Source organism: Corynebacterium sp. Marseille-Q2823, assembly GCF_903645345.1.
Taxonomy (GTDB): Bacteria; Actinomycetota; Actinomycetes; order Mycobacteriales; family Mycobacteriaceae; genus Corynebacterium; species Corynebacterium hiratae.
Genome location: NZ_CAHJXS010000007.1, coordinates 92251 through 111538, shown reverse-complemented (window position 1 = coordinate 111538; position 19288 = coordinate 92251). Strand labels below are relative to the sequence as shown.

General features: G+C 63.0%; 15 protein-coding genes and 1 pseudogene. 4 read left to right on the top strand and 12 right to left on the bottom strand.

Features of this window, described 5'->3' with window-relative positions; genetic code table 11:
• Positions 1 to 145: 145 nt before the first annotated feature.
• The 3 genes from HWX44_RS09390 to HWX44_RS09380 all read right to left on the bottom strand — a co-directional run bounded on the left by HWX44_RS09390 (position 146) and on the right by HWX44_RS09380 (position 3450).
• On the bottom strand, positions 146 to 754 hold the full coding sequence (locus HWX44_RS09390; RefSeq protein ID WP_175974344.1) for a cation transporter: 609 nt from the start codon (positions 752 to 754) through the stop codon (positions 146 to 148).
• A 65-nt stretch (positions 755 to 819) separates the two neighbouring features.
• Positions 820 to 2172, bottom strand: coding sequence for an MFS transporter (locus tag HWX44_RS09385; protein ID WP_175974342.1), 1353 nt, complete (start codon positions 2170 to 2172; stop codon positions 820 to 822).
• Positions 2173 to 2310: 138 nt separating this feature from the next.
• Entirely contained in the window at positions 2311 to 3450 is a 1140-nt protein-coding gene (locus HWX44_RS09380; protein ID WP_071407309.1) for a PucR family transcriptional regulator, read from the bottom strand.
• Positions 3451 to 3581: 131 nt separating this feature from the next.
• On the opposite strand from HWX44_RS09380, the gene HWX44_RS09375 reads away from it, so the two are divergent.
• The gene (locus HWX44_RS09375; protein WP_175974341.1) at positions 3582 to 5174 is read left to right on the top strand and encodes an amidohydrolase; all 1593 of its coding nucleotides are present in this window, start codon (positions 3582 to 3584) and stop codon (positions 5172 to 5174) included.
• 9 nt (positions 5175 to 5183) lie between these two features.
• Complete coding sequence (locus HWX44_RS09370) at positions 5184 to 6419, top strand: M20 family metallo-hydrolase (protein WP_175974339.1); 1236 nt, start codon at positions 5184 to 5186, stop codon at positions 6417 to 6419.
• Positions 6420 to 6464: 45 nt separating this feature from the next.
• Here the strand turns inward: HWX44_RS09370 and HWX44_RS09365 are convergent, their stop codons facing one another.
• Complete coding sequence (locus HWX44_RS09365) at positions 6465 to 6911, bottom strand: MarR family winged helix-turn-helix transcriptional regulator (RefSeq protein ID WP_049156188.1); 447 nt, start codon at positions 6909 to 6911, stop codon at positions 6465 to 6467.
• A 325-nt stretch (positions 6912 to 7236) separates the two neighbouring features.
• On the opposite strand from HWX44_RS09365, the gene HWX44_RS09360 reads away from it, so the two are divergent.
• Positions 7237 to 7920 carry a hypothetical protein gene (locus HWX44_RS09360; RefSeq protein WP_175974337.1) on the top strand — a complete coding sequence of 228 codons (684 nt, stop codon included), beginning with the start codon at positions 7237 to 7239 and terminating at the stop codon, positions 7918 to 7920.
• Positions 7921 to 8261: 341 nt separating this feature from the next.
• On the opposite strand, the gene HWX44_RS09355 is transcribed toward HWX44_RS09360, so the two are convergent.
• From HWX44_RS09355 to HWX44_RS09340, 4 genes and pseudogenes are all read right to left on the bottom strand, one after another.
• Positions 8262 to 8651, bottom strand: coding sequence for an MmcQ/YjbR family DNA-binding protein (locus HWX44_RS09355; RefSeq protein WP_175974335.1), 390 nt, complete (start codon positions 8649 to 8651; stop codon positions 8262 to 8264).
• Between the two features lie 232 nt (positions 8652 to 8883).
• A complete protein-coding gene (locus HWX44_RS09350) occupies positions 8884 to 9645 on the bottom strand; it encodes an enoyl-CoA hydratase-related protein (protein WP_254868163.1) in 762 nt (253 codons plus the stop codon).
• A gap of 10 nt (positions 9646 to 9655) precedes the next feature.
• A pseudogene (locus HWX44_RS09345) lies at positions 9656 to 10672 on the bottom strand (NAD(P)H-dependent flavin oxidoreductase); the annotation flags it as partial.
• An 18-nt stretch (positions 10673 to 10690) separates the two neighbouring features.
• Positions 10691 to 11101 (bottom strand): acyl-CoA thioesterase, encoded by a 411-nt coding sequence (locus HWX44_RS09340; RefSeq protein ID WP_175974331.1) that lies wholly within the window; start codon positions 11099 to 11101, stop codon positions 10691 to 10693.
• Between the two features lie 87 nt (positions 11102 to 11188).
• Between HWX44_RS09340 and HWX44_RS09335 the strand changes: the two genes are divergently transcribed.
• The gene (locus HWX44_RS09335; protein WP_175974329.1) at positions 11189 to 12370 is read left to right on the top strand and encodes an acyl-CoA dehydrogenase family protein; all 1182 of its coding nucleotides are present in this window, start codon (positions 11189 to 11191) and stop codon (positions 12368 to 12370) included.
• A 279-nt stretch (positions 12371 to 12649) separates the two neighbouring features.
• Here the strand turns inward: HWX44_RS09335 and HWX44_RS09330 are convergent, their stop codons facing one another.
• The 4 genes from HWX44_RS09330 to HWX44_RS09315 form a co-directional block, all read right to left on the bottom strand.
• On the bottom strand, positions 12650 to 14164 hold the full coding sequence (locus tag HWX44_RS09330) for a hypothetical protein (RefSeq protein WP_175974327.1): 1515 nt from the start codon (positions 14162 to 14164) through the stop codon (positions 12650 to 12652).
• 118 nt (positions 14165 to 14282) lie between these two features.
• On the bottom strand, positions 14283 to 15401 hold the full coding sequence (locus HWX44_RS09325; RefSeq protein ID WP_070512342.1) for an alcohol dehydrogenase catalytic domain-containing protein: 1119 nt from the start codon (positions 15399 to 15401) through the stop codon (positions 14283 to 14285).
• Positions 15402 to 15519: 118 nt separating this feature from the next.
• Complete coding sequence (locus HWX44_RS09320; RefSeq protein WP_175974325.1) at positions 15520 to 17238, bottom strand: helix-turn-helix domain-containing protein; 1719 nt, start codon at positions 17236 to 17238, stop codon at positions 15520 to 15522.
• A gap of 34 nt (positions 17239 to 17272) precedes the next feature.
• Positions 17273 to 19288, bottom strand: a complete 2016-nt coding sequence (locus tag HWX44_RS09315) for a hydantoinase B/oxoprolinase family protein (RefSeq protein WP_175974323.1) — start codon at positions 19286 to 19288, stop codon at positions 17273 to 17275.

Sequence of the window (19288 nt, the reverse complement as noted above, 5' to 3'; positions counted from 1 at the left end):
TGGCCACAAACTAAAGAATGACCCCATACGGGGTAGGAAAAGGTTGCGTGCAGCGCTTATTGCCAGGCCATTTTTAGCCCCAGAGGTGCGCGCGGGATTGCATGCAGGCCCGCGGCTTACTTAAAAAATTCTTAGGGATGGCGCGTTAATCTTCTTCAATTTCCGGATCTTCGGCGCGCGCTTGCTCGAACACCTCAGCCGCTGCGCGCAGGTTAATGGTGCCGATGATGAGGCCCACCACGATGTCCGGCCACGGGCTTGCCCACACCAGCATGAGTAGGCCGGCGCCGAGAATGAGGATATTGGCGGCGACATCATTGCGTGCCGCCAGCCATGCGCCGCGCGTAAGCGCGCTGCCGTGGCGAAGTTGTATGAGCAGCACCGCGCAGAGCAGGTTGATGAGCATCGCCGCCACGGCCGTGCCCGATAACGTAAGTGGCTCAGGTACGGCGCCGGTGATGATCTTCCAGAGCGCCATGCCATAGGACGCCAATGCCGGAATCAGGATCAGCCCGGCTAGGCCATAGCTTGCTTTGCGACGTCCCTCCGCCGACCACCGCAGCGCGAGCAGGACGAGCGCATTGATGAGAAAGTCCTCGAGGAAATCGGCGGCGTCAGCAAACAGTGCGGCCGAGCCGATGATGGCGGCGATGATGAACTCGCCGAAGAATCCGAGGAGGTTCAGCGCGGCGACCCAGGCGACAATGTGCCGGGCGCGCGCGTTCAGGGTAGAGGAGGAGAGTTCTTGAGACACGGCACCTGAGCTTAGTGGGCTGAGGTGCCGTGTCCTAATTTGTTTTTCTTATGAACCGTTTCGGATTAGTCGACGATGGCGACGTCGTCTTCTCGGCGGTGTTTCTCGCCAGCGAAGCCGCCGAAGGCTGTGATGAGGGCGGTCGCGGCCAGGATGATGATTCCCGGTGTGGAACTGGGGGTCTCGTTGGAAGCGTTCAACGCGGTGGCAAGGAAGGGGAGCAGCCCCGATACTGCTGACGCGATATTGGCGGAGATGGCCACGCCGGAATAGCGGACGTTGGCGGGGAAGACCTCTGAGAGCAGGACGTCTGACACGGAATAGGTGATGGTGACCAGGGACAGCCCAATGCAGACCGCAAGCGTGAGGAGAACGGCATTGCCGGTATCGATCATCGCCCACAGCGGCCACGCCATGATAGCGGTGGCAAGCGCGCCGTATCCGATAACACGACCCGGGCCAATCTTTTCACCGATGCGTCCGAAGATGATGTTGATGAAGATTTGGCACACAGCGCCGAGGAGGGTGGCGTTCACGACGGTCTGGCGTTCGAAGTCCAGCGTGGTTGTGGCGTAGGAGAGGACATAGGTGCTCATGACGAAGAAGCCGCCGATGCCGAGGAAGGCGGCCGCGGAAGCAAGGCACAGTTGTGGGAAGTGCTGCGTGAAAAGTTCCTTCAGTGAGCCTTGGTGCGCAGCCTCGTCGGCCTCAGCTTCCTCTTCGAGGGCTTTGTAGACAGGAGATTCTTCAGCCTTTGTGCGAATCCACAGTGCTACTCCAAGGAAGGGGAAAGCGATGAGGAAGGGAACACGCCAGCCCCAGGAGCTCACCGCGTCATCATCAAGCATGAGCACAAGCGCGAAGGCGCCGGAGGAGAGCAGTGTGCCGGCGGGGGAGCCGATCTGCACGCAGGCCGCGTAGCGGCCGCGCTTTTCAGCCGGTGCGTGTTCGATAGCCATGGTCGTTGCACCGCCCCATTCGCCGCCGACGGCGATTCCTTGAAGCAGGCGCAAGATGACGAGAGCGATGGGTGCCCAGATGCCAATGCTGTTAAAGGTGGGCAGAAGGCCGATGATTCCGGTGGCCACACCGATGACAACGATGGAGATGATGAGTGCTGGTCGGCGGCCCATCTTATCGCCAATCTGGCCGAAAATGACTGCACCGAGAGGGCGGGCAAGGAAGCCCACGCCGAAGGTGGCGAAGGAGGCTAGGGTGGCGCCGGTGCCTGACATTCCCGAGAAGAAGAGATCGTTGAAGACGAGCGCGGCCGCGGTGCCGAAGAGGAAGAAATCATACCATTCGAGGGCTGTGCCAACGAACGCGGAACTGGCGATACGGAAGACATCTTTTGACTCGACCTTGATTTGCTCGGGGTCAGATTGGACCGGGGCAGCCGGGGGTGGATTGGTAGTCATATCCAGGTGCTCCTTGTGTGAAGTGCGTTACCTTTCCTGGAAACGATAGGTGTAGGTCACCTGAAGGGGGATGTTCTGGCAGCATTTATATGCATCACCCCATCGACTGGGCGGCAGAAGTGTGCGGTTGCACAGGACTTAAGGTGTCGCGCGGTGCAGTGCGAGCAGCACTCGGGCCGCGTCCTTGGGCCGGGTGATATCAAGGCCGGTGAGCTCAGTAACGTGTCGCAAGCGGTTGAGTACGGTGTTGCGGTGGCAGTTCAGCGCTTCGGCGGAGTCCTTGATGGAGCCGCAGTCCAGGTAGGTGGTGATGGTTCGGTACAGCGGCGCGTTCTCAAGGCGCATTTGGGCAATGGTCTGCGTCAGCTCCGTCATGCCGCTGGCTGTGAAGTCTGCGAGGGCATCTCCTGCGACAGCCCAGAGTGCATCCGCCGCTTCGGTGAGTTGGCTCAGCGGGCCGGTGGAGTCGAAGATGCGCGGCGCTTGCTGCGCCGCCGCGCGAACTCCGGCTAAGCCGATGACGTCGCGGAAAAGTATGCCCGAGATCGTCGTCAGCCCTGCGCCGGTGTCCTTTGCGGTCTGTTCGCTGGGCCTTTGGTCTCTAGGCCAGAAGGTAACGAACATCCCGCGCACAGGGTGGCCGAAGGCCTCGCCGGAGGAGATGGGGGCGTCGAGAAGCGCGCGCAATTCCACCGCCGCGGTGGGGTGCGCCACCACGACGTCGAAGTGGGTGCCAGCATCGATGTTGAGTGCGCGGGCGATCTCCGCGATGCCGAGCGTGCCCAGGGACTCGGCAGCGAAGAGCCGTTCCAGGTGCCGGGCGTGAGCGCGGTGCACGTTGTGCTGCCCGCGCGCCTCCTCCAAGCGGTAAGCATCGCGCACCACGAGGTTGTACATCGTCACAACCGAATGCACCTGCGCCACGTGGTCGATGAGCACCTCCTGGTCCACGCCGGCCGCGCGGCGGAGGTGTTCCCAGAGGACCGTGAAGTCGAGCTGGATGGCGTCGATCAGTGTGGCTAGTTCCACCCCCTGGTGCGCGCGCCGCCGGCCGAGGCTTTGCGCATGGGCGCGAAGCTCCTCCTCATCCATCGCGCCGACCAGCACGTCAGTGATGCGCGCAAAAACCTCGAAGGCTGTCAGGCGCAGCTCATCTTCGCTCACTAGGGAGTCGCCGTAGCGTCCGGAACGAGAAAAAGCGGCGAGGAAGTCCTCCACCAGCCGGGGGATGGTGCCGTGGACCTCCGCGACGATGTCGCGCCAGCGTTTTTCGTGCATATGCACAACGCTACACGCCTAGCGGTGGTGGATTGCCCTGCAGGTAGCGAGGTGGCTCACCGATCTGGCTAGCATGTGGTGACAAACACAGCACGGTCCCCGTGCAGTTCGTCAGAGAAGCAGGAGGACGCATGATCACGCGCATCGACAACGCCCATATCCTGACCCAAGACCCCGCGCGGCCGGTCACGGATGCGGTGGCCTTTGCCAACGGGTGCATCCTCGCGGTGGGGGAGGACGCCCGCGCGCTGCCCGCCGATGAGACGTGGGACGCCGGTGGCCGCACGCTGACCCCGGGCTTTAATGACGCGCATTCCCACACCGTGTGGTTTGGCCAAACGCTGCTGGAGGTGGATCTATCCCGGGCCACAACGCCAGAGGAGGTCTATTCAGCGTTGCACGATGCTGAGCCAAACCCCGATGGTTGGGTGGTGGCCGCAGGGTTCCGCCCCTCCGGGCTGGATGCGCCGGTGGAGATTGCGCAGCTTGACCACGCCACCGGCGGGGCTCCGCTGCTGATTAAGCACAACTCGGGCCATGCTTACACGGTCAACACCGCGGCACTGCGCGCGGCGGGCGTCGATCCCGCCAACCCACCCGAGGTCGAAGGCGGCGAGTTCGTTCGCGATGCCGACGGGCACTGCACCGGGCTGCTCGATGAAAACGCCATGCGCGCCATCCAAGAGGTAACCCTGCCGGAATCGGGCGAGGAGATCGCCCGCGCCCTGGAGCTGGCCACGCGCCGCTACCTAGAGCGCGGACTGACCTCCGTCACGGATGCCGGGGTGGCTGGCGGCTGGATCGGGCACAGCCCGCGCGAGATTGCCGCCTATCAGAACGCCACCCTGCATACCCGCATGCAGGTGATGGTGACCATGGATGTGCTCCACGAGATCTCCGGACACGCCTCCGACGGCCCCGGCTGGGGCCTGGATGGTGGCCTGCGCACCGGCTTCGGCGATGAGTGGCTGCAGATCGGCCCCATCAAGATCTTCAGCGATGGCTCCCTACTAGGTACCACCGCCGCACTGACGGAGAATTACGCCTGCTGCTCCCATCACGGATACTTCCAGGGTGACCCGGAACAGATGCGCACCCGTGCGCTGCAGGCGGCGAATTCCGGCTGGTCACTGGCCATCCACGCCATCGGCGATGCGGCGGTGGATTTTGCGATAGAGACGCTGGAGGAGGCCGTCGACAAGCATGGCGTGCCCGCCATGCCACACCGCATCGAACACGGCGGCGTGGTGCGTCCCGATCAGATTGAGCGCCTGCGCGGCCAGCCCATCGTGGTGGTGCCGCAGCCGCTGTTCATCCGGGCTTTCGGCGACGCGATGGCGGATGCCCTCGGCCCGGAGCGCACCGCGTGGAGCTACCCGGGCAAGCGGCTTCTCGACGCCTCCCTCATCCTCCCCGGCAGTTCCGATCAACCCGTGGCACCCGGGGTACCCCTGGAGGTCATGCAGGCCTTCGTGGAGCGGCGCACCGCCTCGGGCCGGGACTATGGGGCGGAGGACCGTTTGACCCCAGCCGAGGCTCTCTATGCCTACACCGCAGGTTCGGCCGCGGCGACGGGCTGGGCCGGGCGCAAGGGGCAGGTGATGCCGGGGCAGCTGGCGGATTTCGTGCTGCTTTCCCAGGACCCGCTGAATACTGACGATCTATCCACCATCGACGTGGCCGCCACCATCGTGGGCGGCGAGCTGCGCTACGGAAGTTTTTAAGGAGTAGAAATGCGAGCAACCACCAACGAACAATTCCTGTCAGATTTCCAGGCCATGTCCGCCAACGGCGCCACACCGGGCGGCGGCGTGGAACGTCAAGCGGCGAGTGCCGGCGATAATCTCAACCGCGCCTGGTTCCACGAGGTTCTAGAGTCCCTCGGGGCGCGCGTCATCTACGACGAGATTGGCAACCAGTACGGACTTTTCGAGCTTGCCCCGGGCGCCGAGTACGTGGGCCTGGGCTCGCACCTGGATTCGCAGCCCTTGGCCGGGCGCTTCGACGGTGCCTATGGCGTGTTGGCCGCAGCTCATGCCGCCGGGCGCGTGGCGCAATCGGGTGCCAAGGCGCGCTATAACCTGGCGGTCATCAATTGGTTCAACGAGGAGGGCTCGCGCTTTGCGCCTTCCATGATGGGCAGCTCCGTGTTTGTGGGAACGTTGGCGCTTGACGACGCCTACTCCGCCACCGATCTCAGCGGCGTCACCGTCGCGGAGGCTCAAGAAGAGGCCGGCTGGGCCCCGCGCGGTGAAGCTCCGAAGCTCGCGGCCTATGCGGAGATCCACGTCGAGCAAGGCAAGGAACTCGAAGCCGCCGGCAACACGATTGGTTTGGTCACCGCCACGTGGGGCGCGAAGAAATTCCAGGCGGTGGTCTCCGGTGAACAGGGCCATACCGGCTCTACTCTGATGGCCGATAGGAAGGATGCGCTCTTCGGCGCCTCCCTTATTATCTCTTCCGTGGAGCGCCTGACCCACGAATTCGCAGCAGGCCAGCTGCAGGCCTCGGTCTCGCAGCTGACGCTGGAACCGAACTCGCCGGTAACCATCGCGCGCGAGGTGCGCTTCAACGTCGATGTGCGCTCGCCCTCCACGGAGGTGCTGGACAAGGCCCAAGCACGCCTGCAGGAGATCATCGCTGCGGCGGAAGAGGAGTCCCGCACCTCAGTCGAGCTATCCCCGACGCATGAGTGGGCTCTCAACCCCTACCCGGCGGCCGGCGTCGCGCTGGCCCGCGAGGTAGTAGAGGAACTGGGCTACTCGCACCAGGAGATCTATACGGTGGCCGGCCATGACTCGACCAACCTCAAGGAGGTGGTGCCGACGGTCATGCTCTTCATCCCGTCCGTCGACGGCATCTCGCACAACGAAAAGGAGTTCACTACGGCGGAGGACTGCGTGGCCGGCCTAGACGTGCTGACGCACGTGGCGCAGCGCCTCGTGGAATCCGGGTGCGGGGAAGGCTAGGCGCCCAGCGCGCCGCCGCGCAAGACGCGCTAGTTGCTATCGGTCTTAGTCGTTATCGCTCCACGGCTCGTAGCCAAAGGCCTGTAGTGCGACCTCGAATCCGCGCTTCATCGCGGTGAGCTCTTCCTCGCTGAACTCGTAGGTGCGTAAGCGCACTGGGCCGGTAAGCGGGACATGGAGCAGGAAGCGACGGCCTTCTTCGGTGATGTCGCACAAGCGGCGGCGCAGGTCCTCCGGATCGTCGTTGAGCGCAATGAGATCATCACGCACTAAGCGCTTGACAGCCTGCCCGATGGTGGCGGGCTGCCATCCCAGTTCCTTGCGCAGCTGAAGGATCGGGATGGGGCCCTTCTTATCGATGAGCCGCAGAAGCGAAAGATGGGAACCGGTGATTCCGTACTCGCGGCGCGCTTCTGTGTCGAACCTAGCCCGGGCGCGTTCGAAGCGGCGGTACTCCGCGATGGTCTCAGCGATTGGATCAATATCTGTCACGTAATCAAGCGTAAAAGTTCGGGGAGGGAATCTGCAACCGAGTTCCAAGAACACACTTTTAGCCACCTTATTGGTGTTAGGCGGGGGTAATATAAAGGAAATTTATGCCGCTAGTCGAAAGAGTTTGATCCATCCAGCGGAAGCGGCGGTAAATAGCAGATGAAAAGGACTTTTATCGGGTTCGGAATGCAAGAGGCGGCTGTATTCTTTGCCCGTCCGCGGGGGTGAGTTTAAAAACTGGTGACACGAGACGCAAATGTGACTATTGTTAACGTGCAGTCAATCTTTGGCTCCCTACATTTTGTATGACTCCTAAGGAGAATCCATGAAGATTTCCCGTTCCCTTGCAGCAGTAGCCCTGTCCGGTACCCTCCTCCTCGGCGGCACCACCGTTGCAATCGCCCAGATTCCGGACGCAGCAGACAGCATGGAAGGTATTCCGCTGCCGGAAACTTTCGACGTTGATGGTGTGACCTACATCAAGAAAACGAAGACTGGCAGCAATGGCGAAGCGGAGGTGTACTACGAGTCTGCAGATGGCAAGCAGCTCACTGCTTTGCAGGTAAAGGATCTCCGTGACAAGCGTGATGCTGCAAAGGAGTCAGACTCCGAGTCCTCCACCTCTGAGACGACGAGCGCCGAGGCTTCCGCGTCGGACACGACCACCACTACCAAGGCCACTGACCCGGCGGGAAGCGAGACCTCTAAGACCTCCGAGCCGAAGGAATCTCCCACCAGCTCGAGCGCGACCTCGTCCTCCAAGCCTGCTGACAATTCCGAGAAGTCCTCTACCTCCGCCACCACGACTAAGACTGCAGAGCCGTCTACTTCCAAGACCGCGGAACCAGGCGACAAGAAGAGCTCCGCTGAGGGTGTACTGTCCTCCAAGGACGGCAAGCCGACTCCGCTGGCTATCTTCGGCATCGTTGCCGGCGTTCTCGCTGCCGTTGCTGCTGCCTTCCCGGCTATCGCGAAGGCCCTGAACCTCAATATCAAGCTGCCTTTCTAGGCTAAGTAGCTTCTAGGTTCTTTTTGCCCCTGCCTCGTTGAGGCAGGGGCTTTTGTCTTGGGTTAAACCGGCGCGGTTTCCTGTAATAAGAACTTCAGCGCCCGGGCCGCTCACACTGAGGGCCACAGGGCGCTGAAGTCTCTCTATCTCTCTCTGTGTGCGTTCTCTCCAACGCACGACATACAGTATGCAACTGATCGGCAGACAATGTGAAGCTTAGACTCGCCTAAAAGGCAGAGGTGAGCTGTGAGTCTGCTGTGCTGGTTGAATTCCGCTGGTTATCGCCACCAAGACGCAATGGAATCTGTGCGGGGAGTTGCCCCCGGGGTTAATAATCGGGGTTATGGAGAGCCAAAATCGGACGGATTAATGGGGCGTTGTGAGCGGGGGAGCTTTTCCACCACAAGGCGGTAGGAGTCCGTTACAAGTTCGTTGAGTAGCTGCGGGGTGAGGTGGGGATCTGGGTGAACAGAAACCCAGTGTCGCTTGTTCATGTGGTAGCCGGGTGTGATGAAGGCGTGCTCGCTGCGCAGTGCTTCGGCGTCTAGGGGCTCAGCTTTGAGGATGGCCTGCTGGCGGCCAGTTGCCGCGGTGAGAAGGAGGAAGACCTTGCCGCGTACCTTGAACACGTCCCAGTCAGGGCCGAAAGGGTGCGTCAACATAGCGCCGGGGAGTTCGGCAGCGCGGGCGCTAGCGCAGGCGTGGAGATCCAGTGGAGAAGAAGAATCCATGTGAACCAGGCTAGGTGAAAAACACCGCTGGGCCCCTCCCGCGATTCCTCGGGGAAGGGCCCAGCAGCGTCTCTATCAAGTTCCTCCGATTATCAGCCACTGGCCGCCCTCCGGAGGATGAGGGGTTCTCTCTCTCGCATGCGCTCTCTCAAACGCACAACACAGAGTATGGCGGCCAGTGCTGGCACCGCCATGAACTCCGCCTGGCAGTTTTCTGCTAGTCGATTTTTTGCTAGTCAAAGCGCGCGGGGCGCTTCTCCAGGAAAGCAATGACGCCCTCCTTGTGGCCAGCTGAGGCCATCTGCGCGTACTGCGTCGGCTCCTCCCAAGCCAGCTGCCCATCGAGCTGCCCCAGAGCCGTGCGGTTGATGGCCTCCTTTGCTTTGGCCAGGGCATCGCGCGGTGCGATGTGCAGGCGCTGTGCTACCTCCAGTGCAGTGGCCAGTGCGTGGCCCTGGGGCGCGCGTGTGGCTACGAGACCTGCAGCCTCGGCCTCGGCAACGCCGAGCTTGTCTTGTAGCAGTGCCAAGGCGAGCGCGCGGTGGCGCCCCACGGAGGCCAGCGCAGTGAGGCTCACCCCGCCATCAGGGATAAGTCCAATCTTGCCGAAGGGCAGCGTGAAGTAGGACTCTTCGCCGGCCACGATGAGATCGCAGGCAAAAGCCAGCGAAGCACCCGCGCCAGCGGCCGCACCTTCGACTGCGGCGATGACGGGAATTTCGGCGGCCTGAATCTCAGTCACCAGTGCGTTGAGCTGGGGAAGCATGGTGGACTCGGCCGGGTTGGGAGTCTCGCCCGCAGCTTGCGCGGCGGCTGCCTCTTGCGCGGCGACAGATCGCTCCGGACAAACGTCTCGATAGAGTGATGAGCGCGTGGAGGAAGGCGTCGCAAGCGCGGCGAAAAACCGCAATGGTCCTGGCAATGGCGTTGCGGCGCGCGGAGTTATTGATGCGTGCGACGAGGACGGAGCCTTCGCGGCGGGTGAGGATGGCATCGGTCATGGTTTAGTCCTTAACAAGCTCGGTGAGGGAGGAAATGATGCGCTCGGCCTCAGCGGAGATGCGGGAGACGATTTCGGAACAGGGTGCCACATCGTGGATTAGACCCTGCGACGTTCCGCAGGTCCACACGCCTGCATCCAAATCACCGGTTTCGTAGACTGCACGGCCGCGCTTGCCTGCAACGAGGTGGCGGATATCCCCAAACTCGGCGCCCTGGGCAAGGCGCTCGGCAACCTCATCGCTGACAGCGTTCCTGGCCACGCGGGTGGAATTGCGCAGCTCGCGGAGGATGAGCTGGGTATCCAGCTCGCTGCGCTCCACGATGGCCTGCTTGACGTTCTCGTGCACTGGGGCTTCCGTGGAAGCCACGAAGCGGGTTCCCATGTTGATGCCCTCGGCGCCCAGTGCCAGGGCGGCAGCGAGCCCGCGGCCATCCGCGAAGCCGCCTGAGGCCACGATGGGGATGTCCAGCTGGTCCGCGGCGGCGGGAATGAGCACGAGTCCCGGAATGTCATCTTCGCCGGGGTGGCCGGCGCACTCGAAGCCGTCGATGCTCACGATGTCGACGCCCACCTTCTGTGCGCTCAGCGCATGCCGCACGGAGGTGCACTTGTGGATGACAGTGATGCCAGCATCCTTGAAAGCCGGCATGTGGTCCTTGGGATTGTTGCCGGCGGTTTCTGCAATCGTGACGCCTTCCTCAATGATGACGTCGCGGTATTCCGCATAGGGCGGTGGGGTGATCGCCGGCAACATGGTGAGGTTGACGCCAAAGGGCTTGTCGGTCAGCTCGCGCGTGCGGCGAATCTCGTGGCGCAAGTCTTCCGGGGTGGGTTGCGTAAGCGCGGTGACAACGCCGAGGCCGCCGGCGTTAGATACCGCGGCGGCGAGTTCGGCGCGGCCGACCCACTGCATGCCGCCTTGGATGATGGGGTGAGTGATGCCGAGCATGTCGGTGACGCGGGTGGAAATCATGAGTGTTGTGCTCCTTGGTGGTGCGAAATTATGGGGGAGGAGGGTGAATGAGAAGGTGAATGGCTATTCGGAAAAATGGGCGTGCAGGCGGTCCTTGAGGTCATCGGGCAGGGCGATGGGGCGGCGCTCAGAGGTATCGATAAGCACCAGTGTCGCTGTTGCGAACACGCACGACGTTCCGTCCTGAATCAGTTCGTGGGAAACCTGGTAGGAGGTGGTTCCGATGCGCGAAATCCATACCCGTGCCTCGATGGAATCGGTGTAGGTGAGCTCGGCGTCGTACTGCACTTCGAGGGAACGCACCACGTGAGCATAGGAATTGGTGGCAATTGGGCCGCTCAGTTTGGCGGCCGCACGGACGCGCGCTTCCCCTAAAAGCGTGACCATCGTGGCGTTATTGACGTGGGCGTTCGCGTCCTGGTCGGACCACCGCAAGGCAAGGGTTATCGGGATGGCGTTGGCGGGCGCGCGCATTGTTCCTCCTGGGGCGAGCGGGTAGAGTGATGCGTATTACTATACATACGAATTGTGGTTCGTTGCTCGAATCGTGAGGAGAATGCCATGACAGATCTTCTGGGGATCGATGCTCTGCTGAGCGAAGAAGAAAAAGCTACCCGTGACCGCGTCGCCGCACTGGTGGATGAGCACATCCGCCCGCACGTGGGGCAGTGGTACGAGGACGCGGTGCTGCCGGAGTCCATCTTCCCGGTGCTGGCGGAGGCTGGCCTGTTCGGGATGCATCTGGAAGGCTATGGCTGCGCCGGGCGTTCCGCGGTGGAATACGGGCTGGCCATGCAGGAGCTGGAAGCAGGGGACTCCGGTATCCGCACGGTGGTATCGGTGCAGGGCTCGCTGGCGATGTCGGCGGTTTATAAGCATGGTTCGGAGGAACAGAAACAGGAGTGGCTGCCCAAGATGGCAGCCGGTGAGGTCATTGGCTGCTTCGGCTTGACAGAGCCGACCGCCGGTTCGGACCCGGCAAGCATGGTGACGGTGGCGCGCTACCGCTCCGGTGAATGGGTGCTGGACGGTGCGAAGCGCTGGATTGGCCTGGCGAGTGTGGCCGGGGTGGCCATCATTTGGGCCAAGGTTTCTGAGGAGGACGCGGCGGCTGCCGGGGTGGAGGCGGGCGTGCGCGGGTTCATCGTGCCGACGTCCACGCCAGGCTTTAGTGCGACCCCAATTACCCGCAAGCTGTCCATGCGTGCGTCCATCCAATGCGATATTGAACTGGAGGGCGTTACCTTGCCAGCCGACGCTCTACTGCCCAAGCACGCGGGGCTTAAGGGGCCGTTTATGTGTTTGAACGAGGCGCGCTTCGGCATTAGCTTCGGCGCTTTGGGCGCTGCCCGTGATTCTTTGGAGGTGGCTCTGGAGTACGCCAAGGAGCGCAAGCAATTCGATCGCTCGCTGGCGTCCTTCCAGCTCACCCAGCAGAAGCTGGTGGATATGGCGGTGGAGCTCAATAAGGGGCAGCTGCTGGCGCTCAACCTGGGCCGCGCCAAGGATGCGGGCACCCTGGAGCCCTACCAAATCTCGGTGGGCAAGCTGGCCAACTGCCGCACCGCCATCGACATTTGCCGCCAAGCCCGCACCATCCTGGGCGGCAACGGTATCACCGCGGACTACTCGCCGCTGCGCCACGCCGCCAACCTGGAATCAGTGCGCACCTATGAGGGCACGGATGAGATCCACACGCTGATTCTGGGGCGGGTGTTGACGGGGGAGCAGGCGTTTAGCTAACCGCGTGGCGTCGTACCGGTGAGGCCACACGGGCTCTACTGCGCAGATGGTCTTATTCGTTTGGTCCCTTTACTTTGGTCCCTCATCTGGGATGAGGGACCATCTGTGTGCTGAAAACCAGAGAAAGATGGTCCCTTCACTCTGCTAAGAGACCAGAGTAAAGGGACCATCTAAAGAGGAGAGGCTAAGCAGTGCGGGCGCCGTGTTCGGGGCCCGCGCACTGTCTTGCACTCAGGCCTGTTCACAGGCACTGTGTCGCGCTGTTTAGTTTCTGGGTGTCTAGCTTCTGGTGTCCTTCGGCTTCGGGGCGTTCGGATCGATCGGGCGGCCGTCAGCATCCAGATCGTTGAGCTCGGCCAGCTCGGTGAAGTCGGCCTGGGCGTCGGCGAATCCTTCCTCCGGATCGATTTCATCGAAGCTGCGGATGGTGCCGTCGCGCTCGTCCTTGAACATGTCCTTGCCATAGACGACGAGCACCATGATGATGCCGGCGGCGAAGCCCCACGCGGCACCCTGGGTGGCCAGCACGCCGGCGGTGACACCTGCGATGCCAAGATCCTTCTGGTTCTTGGACTCCATGATGCCCACGCGCACCGACACGAAGCCCTGGATGATGAGAGTCAGCGCCAGACCCACCGGCAGGATGGGCTCGACGAAAGAAGTAATCGGCAGCAGCAGGAGACCCACGTTGGTACCCCAACGGAAGGAGCCCGCGCCGCCAAAGATGGTACGCATGGCGCGCTTGCCCTGCTTGTAGCGCTCGACGATGACCACGTGCATCGCCGCCCACAGCGGGCCACACATAGCGACGTCTGGGCCGATGATGGACATCAGCATGTTGCGGCCACCGAAGAGCAGGTGTGCGCGCGACGGGCTGTACACTACGGCCTCGTCCGTGCGGACGTGATCGGCTTCCTTAAGCACTGCGTTGGCCTGCAAGACGTCACCGAAGACGACGATGTAGGCAGCCAGCACCGTGGGGATGGCGGTGAGGAACATATGTGCCGGCGGAAGACCGATCCCGAAGACGGTGTACTCAGACCACAGGGTCATGAAATCTGGTTTGGAGAAACCCCACTCCACGTCCGGCCAGGGAGCCTCGCCAGCTAGTGGTGCGACGAAGACCGCGACGAAGATAGCAGGCAGGATGCCTAGCGAAGCCAGGAAGCGCCAACCGGCGGCCTTCTGTCGTAGGGCTTGGAAGCCACGGGAGTACATGAGGAAGAAGGCCACAGCCACCGCGATGGTGATGGTAATGGGGAAGGAGTGGAAACGTCCGCCTTCCTGGAACACCGAGACGATGGCAGCGATACCGGCGCCAAGGACGATGCCGGAGCGCAAGCCCGAGGGAATGAGTCGGACGACCTTCGATGCCCATCCCGTTATGCCTAGCGTTAATGAGAATATGCCTAGCAAGAGCTGGAAGCTGATGAGCGCCCACACACGCTGCTCACCCTCCGGGAAGGTCTGGATATAGACCGTCAGCAACGGAATCGCCGGGGTAATCCAGCCCGGGACAACCGGGTCACCCAAGAGGTGGTGGGTGAGGTAGAGAAGGCCGTTGAGCATAACGACGGCCAGTGCCGCCTCGTAAGGCATGCCGAGGGCCTCAGTCATCAGGGGGATAGCGCCCAGGTCGACCACGCACATGAACAAGCCTTGGGCGAAGTCCGGCCATTCCATGCGGTAGTGCACGAAGGGCAGGCGGACATCGAAGGGCCCCATCTTCCAGTGGGGTGAAGCTTGACCGATGCCCTGGTCTTCGGGTTCGGTGGCTTCGGTGGTTTCGGCCATGACGGCCTCCTTTCAAAGAAAAGGGACCAAGCCCAGCGGGCGTGAAGCGCGCAGGGCTTGGTGAGGAAAGGTGAGAGGTTCGTTGAGGTTTAGCGCTTGAGGTTTAGTCGAACCTTGGTTAGTCGAACTCGATGATCTGGCGCAGTGCCACACCGTCGGACAGGCGGTCCATCGCGGTGTTGATGTCCTCGAGCTTGATGTGGTCGGAGATGAGGGCCTCAGCGTTGAGCTTGCCCTCGCGCCACAGTTGCTCGTACTTCGGGATGTCCTTCGACGGGACGGAGGAGCCCAGGTAGCAGCCGTGGACGCGGCGTGCTTCGGCGGTCATTACGAGCGGGTCGATGGTGATGGTGGAGCCCGGTGCCGGCAGGCCGACGGTGACGGTCAGGCCGCCCGGTGCGGTGACCTTGTAGGCGGTCTCCAGTGCCTTCGGGTGGCCGGCGGCCTCCACGACGGCGGTGAACTTCTTGCCGGACTCCTCAGCTTCCTGTGGGGTCATCGCGGAGGTAGCGCCGATTTCGATGGCCTTCTCGCACTTGTCCTTCTGCATGTCGATGCCCACGATCTCCTTCACGCCGAGCGCAGCGGCGGTAATGATGGCGGCCATGCCAACGCCACCGAGGCCGACGACGGCGATGCTGTCCTCCGGCTTTGGATCGATCTCGTTGAGCACGGCGCCGCCACCGGTGAGGATGGCGCAGCCGAGAATAGCGGCGATGTCCGCCGGGACATCGGAGCCCACTGGCACGACGGAGAGCTCGGAGACCACGGCGTGGGTGGCGAAGCCGGAGACACCGAGGTGGTGCTGGATCGTCTCACCGTTGCGGGTGAGGTGGCGGGTGCCGCGGATGAGGGTGCCCTCGTTGTTGGTCTTGGAGCCGACCTCACACGGCATCTTGCCGTCGGTCTTGCAGCCGGCGCACTCACCGCAGCGCGGGAGGAAGGTCATGACCACGTGGTCGCCGACCTTGACGTTGGTAACACCCGGGCCGATCTCTTCGACGATGCCGGCGGACTCGTGGCCCAGCAGCATCGGCAGCGGACGGGGGCGGTTGTTGTTGACCACGGAAAGGTCAGAGTGGCACAGGCCAGCAGCGGTGATCTTGACCAGGATCTCGCCCTCGCCGGGAGCGGAGAGCTCGAGCTCGCTCACGGTGATCGGCTTGGAGTCGGCGTAGGGGCGCTCGTCGCCGGAGCGCTCCAGAACGGCGCCGCGAATGGTAATCGTGTCAGACATAGATACCTCCAGACATGAGATGGGGTTAATGCATCGCAATGTACGCCACCGGGCGTTAAGGAGGGGCGGAACGGTATGGGAAAAACTACACCGGGCCGTTAAGCGGATGGGGAATTCTCTACCTGCTGAGGGAGTGGGCGCGCAACGCCACAAAGACATCGAGGCCGCGCTGGCCCACGGCCCACTCCTCACCCATGAGCTCAGCGATCCGATCGAGGCGTTGGCGCACTGTGTTGGGGTGGATGAACATCGCCCGGGCGGTCTGCGGAATGCTGTGCCCGGAGAGCAAGTAGTGGTGCGCGGTAGCGGTCAACTCGGTGGAGTGCTCCTCGTCGTAGCGCACCAGCGGGCCGATGGTGCGCGTGGACAGCGCGTTCAGCGCCTGCGGGTCCGCGCCCAGGATGAGGCCTACCGTGCCCAGGGAGTCCTCGGTGACCAGCTGGCTGCGCAAGCCCAAAGCGAGTGCTGAATCCAGGTAGGCCATGGCGGAATCGTGGGCGCTGCGCGCGGAGCTCAGGCCGTCGAAGCCGATGGCGGAGACCGTCAACTCAGGGAATTCAGACAGCAGAGGGGCCAGCGCCTTATCGATATCCCGATCCGGTTGGTACAGCACGCACACGTGTTGGTCGTGGTGCGTAATGGCGGCGTTACCTGGCAGGAGGTGCTCCAGCTGGGGGCGGGTGGGCAGGTTCTTGGCTGAGTGCAGGCCTACGAAATACAGCTGTGCCGAAGAGTTCAGGCTGATGCCTGTGAGGTGGCGCAGGCGGGCGATCTCCTCGCGCCCGGCGTTGCCTAGTGCTACGGCGTAGACGAGGTCGTCGACTTTGCGCGCGGTGGCGTCGACAAGCGCCTCAGCAAAAAGCGCAATCGCGGTAAAGGCCGCAGAGGCGTGGCTGATGACGCGCAATTCGGCGTCGCTGAGCTGCTTGTCGACACCAATCGTGCCCAGTGCCCGCCCGTTAAACTCCACGGGGAACGTGCTGGTTGGGGGAGTGTCCGGGGCATCCTCCGCGGTCCACAGCGTGACCGGCGCATCGAGGCTTTTAGCTAGCACGCGCTCGAGCTCCTCGAAGCTGGGATTGTTCATCAGCACGTGGAGCAGCTGCGTGTTGACGTCGTTGAGCCACTGCAATTCGTCCACGTGGCGGCTCAGCGCAATTTGGGAGCGGGTAAGCTCCGCGACGGATTCGCCCTGGCTCTCAATGACTTGGGCATTCTCTAGCGCCACGGAGGTAATAGAGCCGAGCACCTCGAGCGCTGCGATTTCCTCGTGCGTGTAGTGACGCGGGTGGCGATCCCCCACGAGAAGCGCGCCGATGGTGCGCCCAGAAATGCGGATCGGGGCGCCGAGGATCCCGCGGATTCCTTCGGCTTCTACCGCACGGTCCACGTAATCCACGTGCGTGACGTTGGGATCCACAGAATGGTCATAGGTCCACGCCGGGCGGTTAGTGGCGGCCACGATGCCGAGGATTCCGGAGCCCATGGGCATGTTGATGGTGCGGAATTCCTCGGTGACCACGCCGCTGGTGGCCAGCACCTTGGTAAAGCCGGTGTCCTCATCGTTGAGGCTGAGGTAGCCCACCTCCGTGCCGATGGTGGAGCGTGCGTGGCGCACAATCGCCTGGAGGATGTCGGTGGATTCGCGGCCCGAGTTGAGCATCTGGGAGACGTCGAGCAGTTTCGTCGACATCACCCGCCACGTGTGGTTGGCGCGCATGGTTTCCTCAACGGCCCGAAGCGCGCCAAGCTCCTCGGCCGCCAGTTGCTCGCGCAGCTCGTCGGGGACGCGGGTGCCGCTGGCGAGGTGGGAGAGTACGGGGCCGAGGAGAGACATGCCCCCTAGCTTAGGGGGCTAGCCGGGGCGCTACCTACTTCCAGTGGGAAGAGGAACGCTTGGTCATCTGCTCGCGGTACTGCTGGGTGGTGGTGGGCAGGAGCTCACCGGTGGCCCAGTCGAGGATGACGCCGTAGTGGCGGACCAGGTCGAGCTGGTCCAACTCGCCGGCGTTGTAGCGCTCAGCCACGGACTCCGGGGACTCCGCCAGCTTGTCCAGGCGGGTAGAGCGCAGCTCCTCACGCAGCTTCGCGGTTTCCTCCTCGTCGAGCTCGTACTCGTCGATCTCTGGGTCAACGGGGTGGATGACAACGCCGTAGTCCTTGGCGGCACGGCCCACGGAGACGTAGCCATCGATGACGTCCTCCAGCACGGCCTTCGGGTCGCGCTCCAGGGCATCGCCGAAGCCGCCGCCACCGGCGGAGGGGCGCTCGAAGGTATCGCCCGGGCCCACCGGAACGTTGGAGAACAGCGCGCCGAGGTACTGCTCATCCGGGGTGCCGCGGTTGAGCCACACGCCCTGCGGGATGGAGGGCAGACCACCCTCGATGCCCCAGGTCACGGAACGCGAGCGGTCACAGCAGTAGCTCATGACGGTCTTGTTCGCATCCGTGAGCACACCGCCCTTGGTTACACCCACACCGCCGCGGAACTTGCCGGGGCCCGCCGAGTCAGTCACCAGTGCGTGGTGGCTGGTGATAACGGGGGAGAGACGCTCCTGGCCTTCGACCGGCTGGACCGCCAGGCCCGGGCCGAAGACCGGTGCGGTGGCGGAGGAACCGTCGCGGTCGACGCGGCCGCCCCAGCCGCCAGCCATCCAGTCGTACCACATGAAGAACTCGCCCTTGTCCTCTGGTTTCTTCGCGTCACGGGTGTCCCAACCACCGATGAGCAGGTACTCCAGGTTGAAGGCACAGGCCATGGCGCGCTCTTGCATGAGTTGGGACCACAGCTCGAAGACCGCGTTCATGATCTTCTCGAAGGGGCCGGAACAGAAGCCGGTCACCGCGTGCGGCATTCCGGCGTTGACCACGGTTCCCTCCGGGCCGAGGTCGATGTCCATAGCGCGGTAGAGTCCGGAGTTTAGTGGCACGTCGGGGAAGAAGGTTTTGGTACCGGCGACGATTCCGGAGAACGCGGAGCCATAGCCCGCGTTGAGGAAGCTGGCCACCGCCGGCGCGGAACCGTCCAGCGAGTAGGAGAGGCGTCCGCCCTTGATGCGCATCGTTACCTTGATGGGAACGAGGCCCTCTTCCTTGGCCGGGTCGAGGTCGATGTAGTCGATGGTGGACCACTCGCCGTCGTCAAGCGCGGCCACACGGGAGGTGACGATGTCTTCCACGTAGTCCTGGACCTCACGCAGCGCGGTGCGCACGGTGTCGAAGGAGTACTTGTCCACGAGGCGGTGGATTTCGCGCTCACAGACCGCGGTGGCCTCGGCCTGGGCCTTGAGGTCGCCCATGACGATCTCGGGGCTGCGGGTGTTGCCAGCCAGGAGCTTGGCGACGTCCTTGAGGAACACGCCCTTGGACCACACGCGCACCGGGGTGATGCGCAGGCCCTCGGTGTAGTAGTCGGTCGCGGAGACGTCGAAGGAGCCCGGGACGGAGCCTCCGGCATCGGCCCAGTGGCCCTTGTTCTGCGCGAAGGCCAGTAGGGTGCCCTCGTGGAAGATGGGGCGCAGGAAGGACACGTCATTCATGTGCGTGCCGCCCTGGTAGGGGTCGTTGATGGCGAAAACGTCGCCTTCGTGGATGTCATCGCCGAATTCCTTGAGCACGGCCTGGCACTGGAAGTGCAGGGTGCCGACGTGTACGGCGATGTCCTGGTTTCCCTGCATCACGGTGTTGCCCTCGGCGTCACACAGCGCGGAGGAGAAGTCACGCGAGTAAATGACGAAGGAGTAGCAGGTGCGCAGAATCTGCTCGGACATGAGGTTGACCGAGGTGGCAAAAGCGTTCTTGAGAACCTCGAAGGTAACCGGGTCGAGCGTGCGGCGGCCGGAAGAGGACGGCGACGGTTTCTGTGGCTGTGTATGAGTCGTAGTCAT

Excerpts from the sequence above, each read along its gene's own strand:
- HWX44_RS09385 (WP_175974342.1), bottom strand. The coding sequence starts at position 2,172 with ATGACTACCAATCCACCCCCGGCTGCCCCGGTCCAATCTGACCCCGAG.
- HWX44_RS09380 (WP_071407309.1), bottom strand. The coding sequence starts at position 3,450 with ATGCACGAAAAACGCTGGCGCGACATCGTCGCGGAGGTCCACGGCACC.
- HWX44_RS09375 (WP_175974341.1), top strand. The coding sequence starts at position 3,582 with ATGATCACGCGCATCGACAACGCCCATATCCTGACCCAAGACCCCGCG.
- HWX44_RS09370 (WP_175974339.1), top strand. The coding sequence starts at position 5,184 with ATGCGAGCAACCACCAACGAACAATTCCTGTCAGATTTCCAGGCCATG.
- HWX44_RS09360 (WP_175974337.1), top strand. The coding sequence starts at position 7,237 with ATGAAGATTTCCCGTTCCCTTGCAGCAGTAGCCCTGTCCGGTACCCTC.
- HWX44_RS09355 (WP_175974335.1), bottom strand. The coding sequence starts at position 8,651 with ATGGATTCTTCTTCTCCACTGGATCTCCACGCCTGCGCTAGCGCCCGC.
- HWX44_RS09350 (WP_254868163.1), bottom strand. The coding sequence starts at position 9,645 with ATGCCATCCTCACCCGCCGCGAAGGCTCCGTCCTCGTCGCACGCATCA.
- HWX44_RS09340 (WP_175974331.1), bottom strand. The coding sequence starts at position 11,101 with ATGCGCGCGCCCGCCAACGCCATCCCGATAACCCTTGCCTTGCGGTGG.
- HWX44_RS09335 (WP_175974329.1), top strand. The coding sequence starts at position 11,189 with ATGACAGATCTTCTGGGGATCGATGCTCTGCTGAGCGAAGAAGAAAAA.
- HWX44_RS09330 (WP_175974327.1), bottom strand. The coding sequence starts at position 14,164 with ATGGCCGAAACCACCGAAGCCACCGAACCCGAAGACCAGGGCATCGGT.
- HWX44_RS09325 (WP_070512342.1), bottom strand. The coding sequence starts at position 15,401 with ATGTCTGACACGATTACCATTCGCGGCGCCGTTCTGGAGCGCTCCGGC.
- HWX44_RS09320 (WP_175974325.1), bottom strand. The coding sequence starts at position 17,238 with ATGTCTCTCCTCGGCCCCGTACTCTCCCACCTCGCCAGCGGCACCCGC.
- HWX44_RS09315 (WP_175974323.1), bottom strand. The coding sequence starts at position 19,288 with ATGACTACGACTCATACACAGCCACAGAAACCGTCGCCGTCCTCTTCC.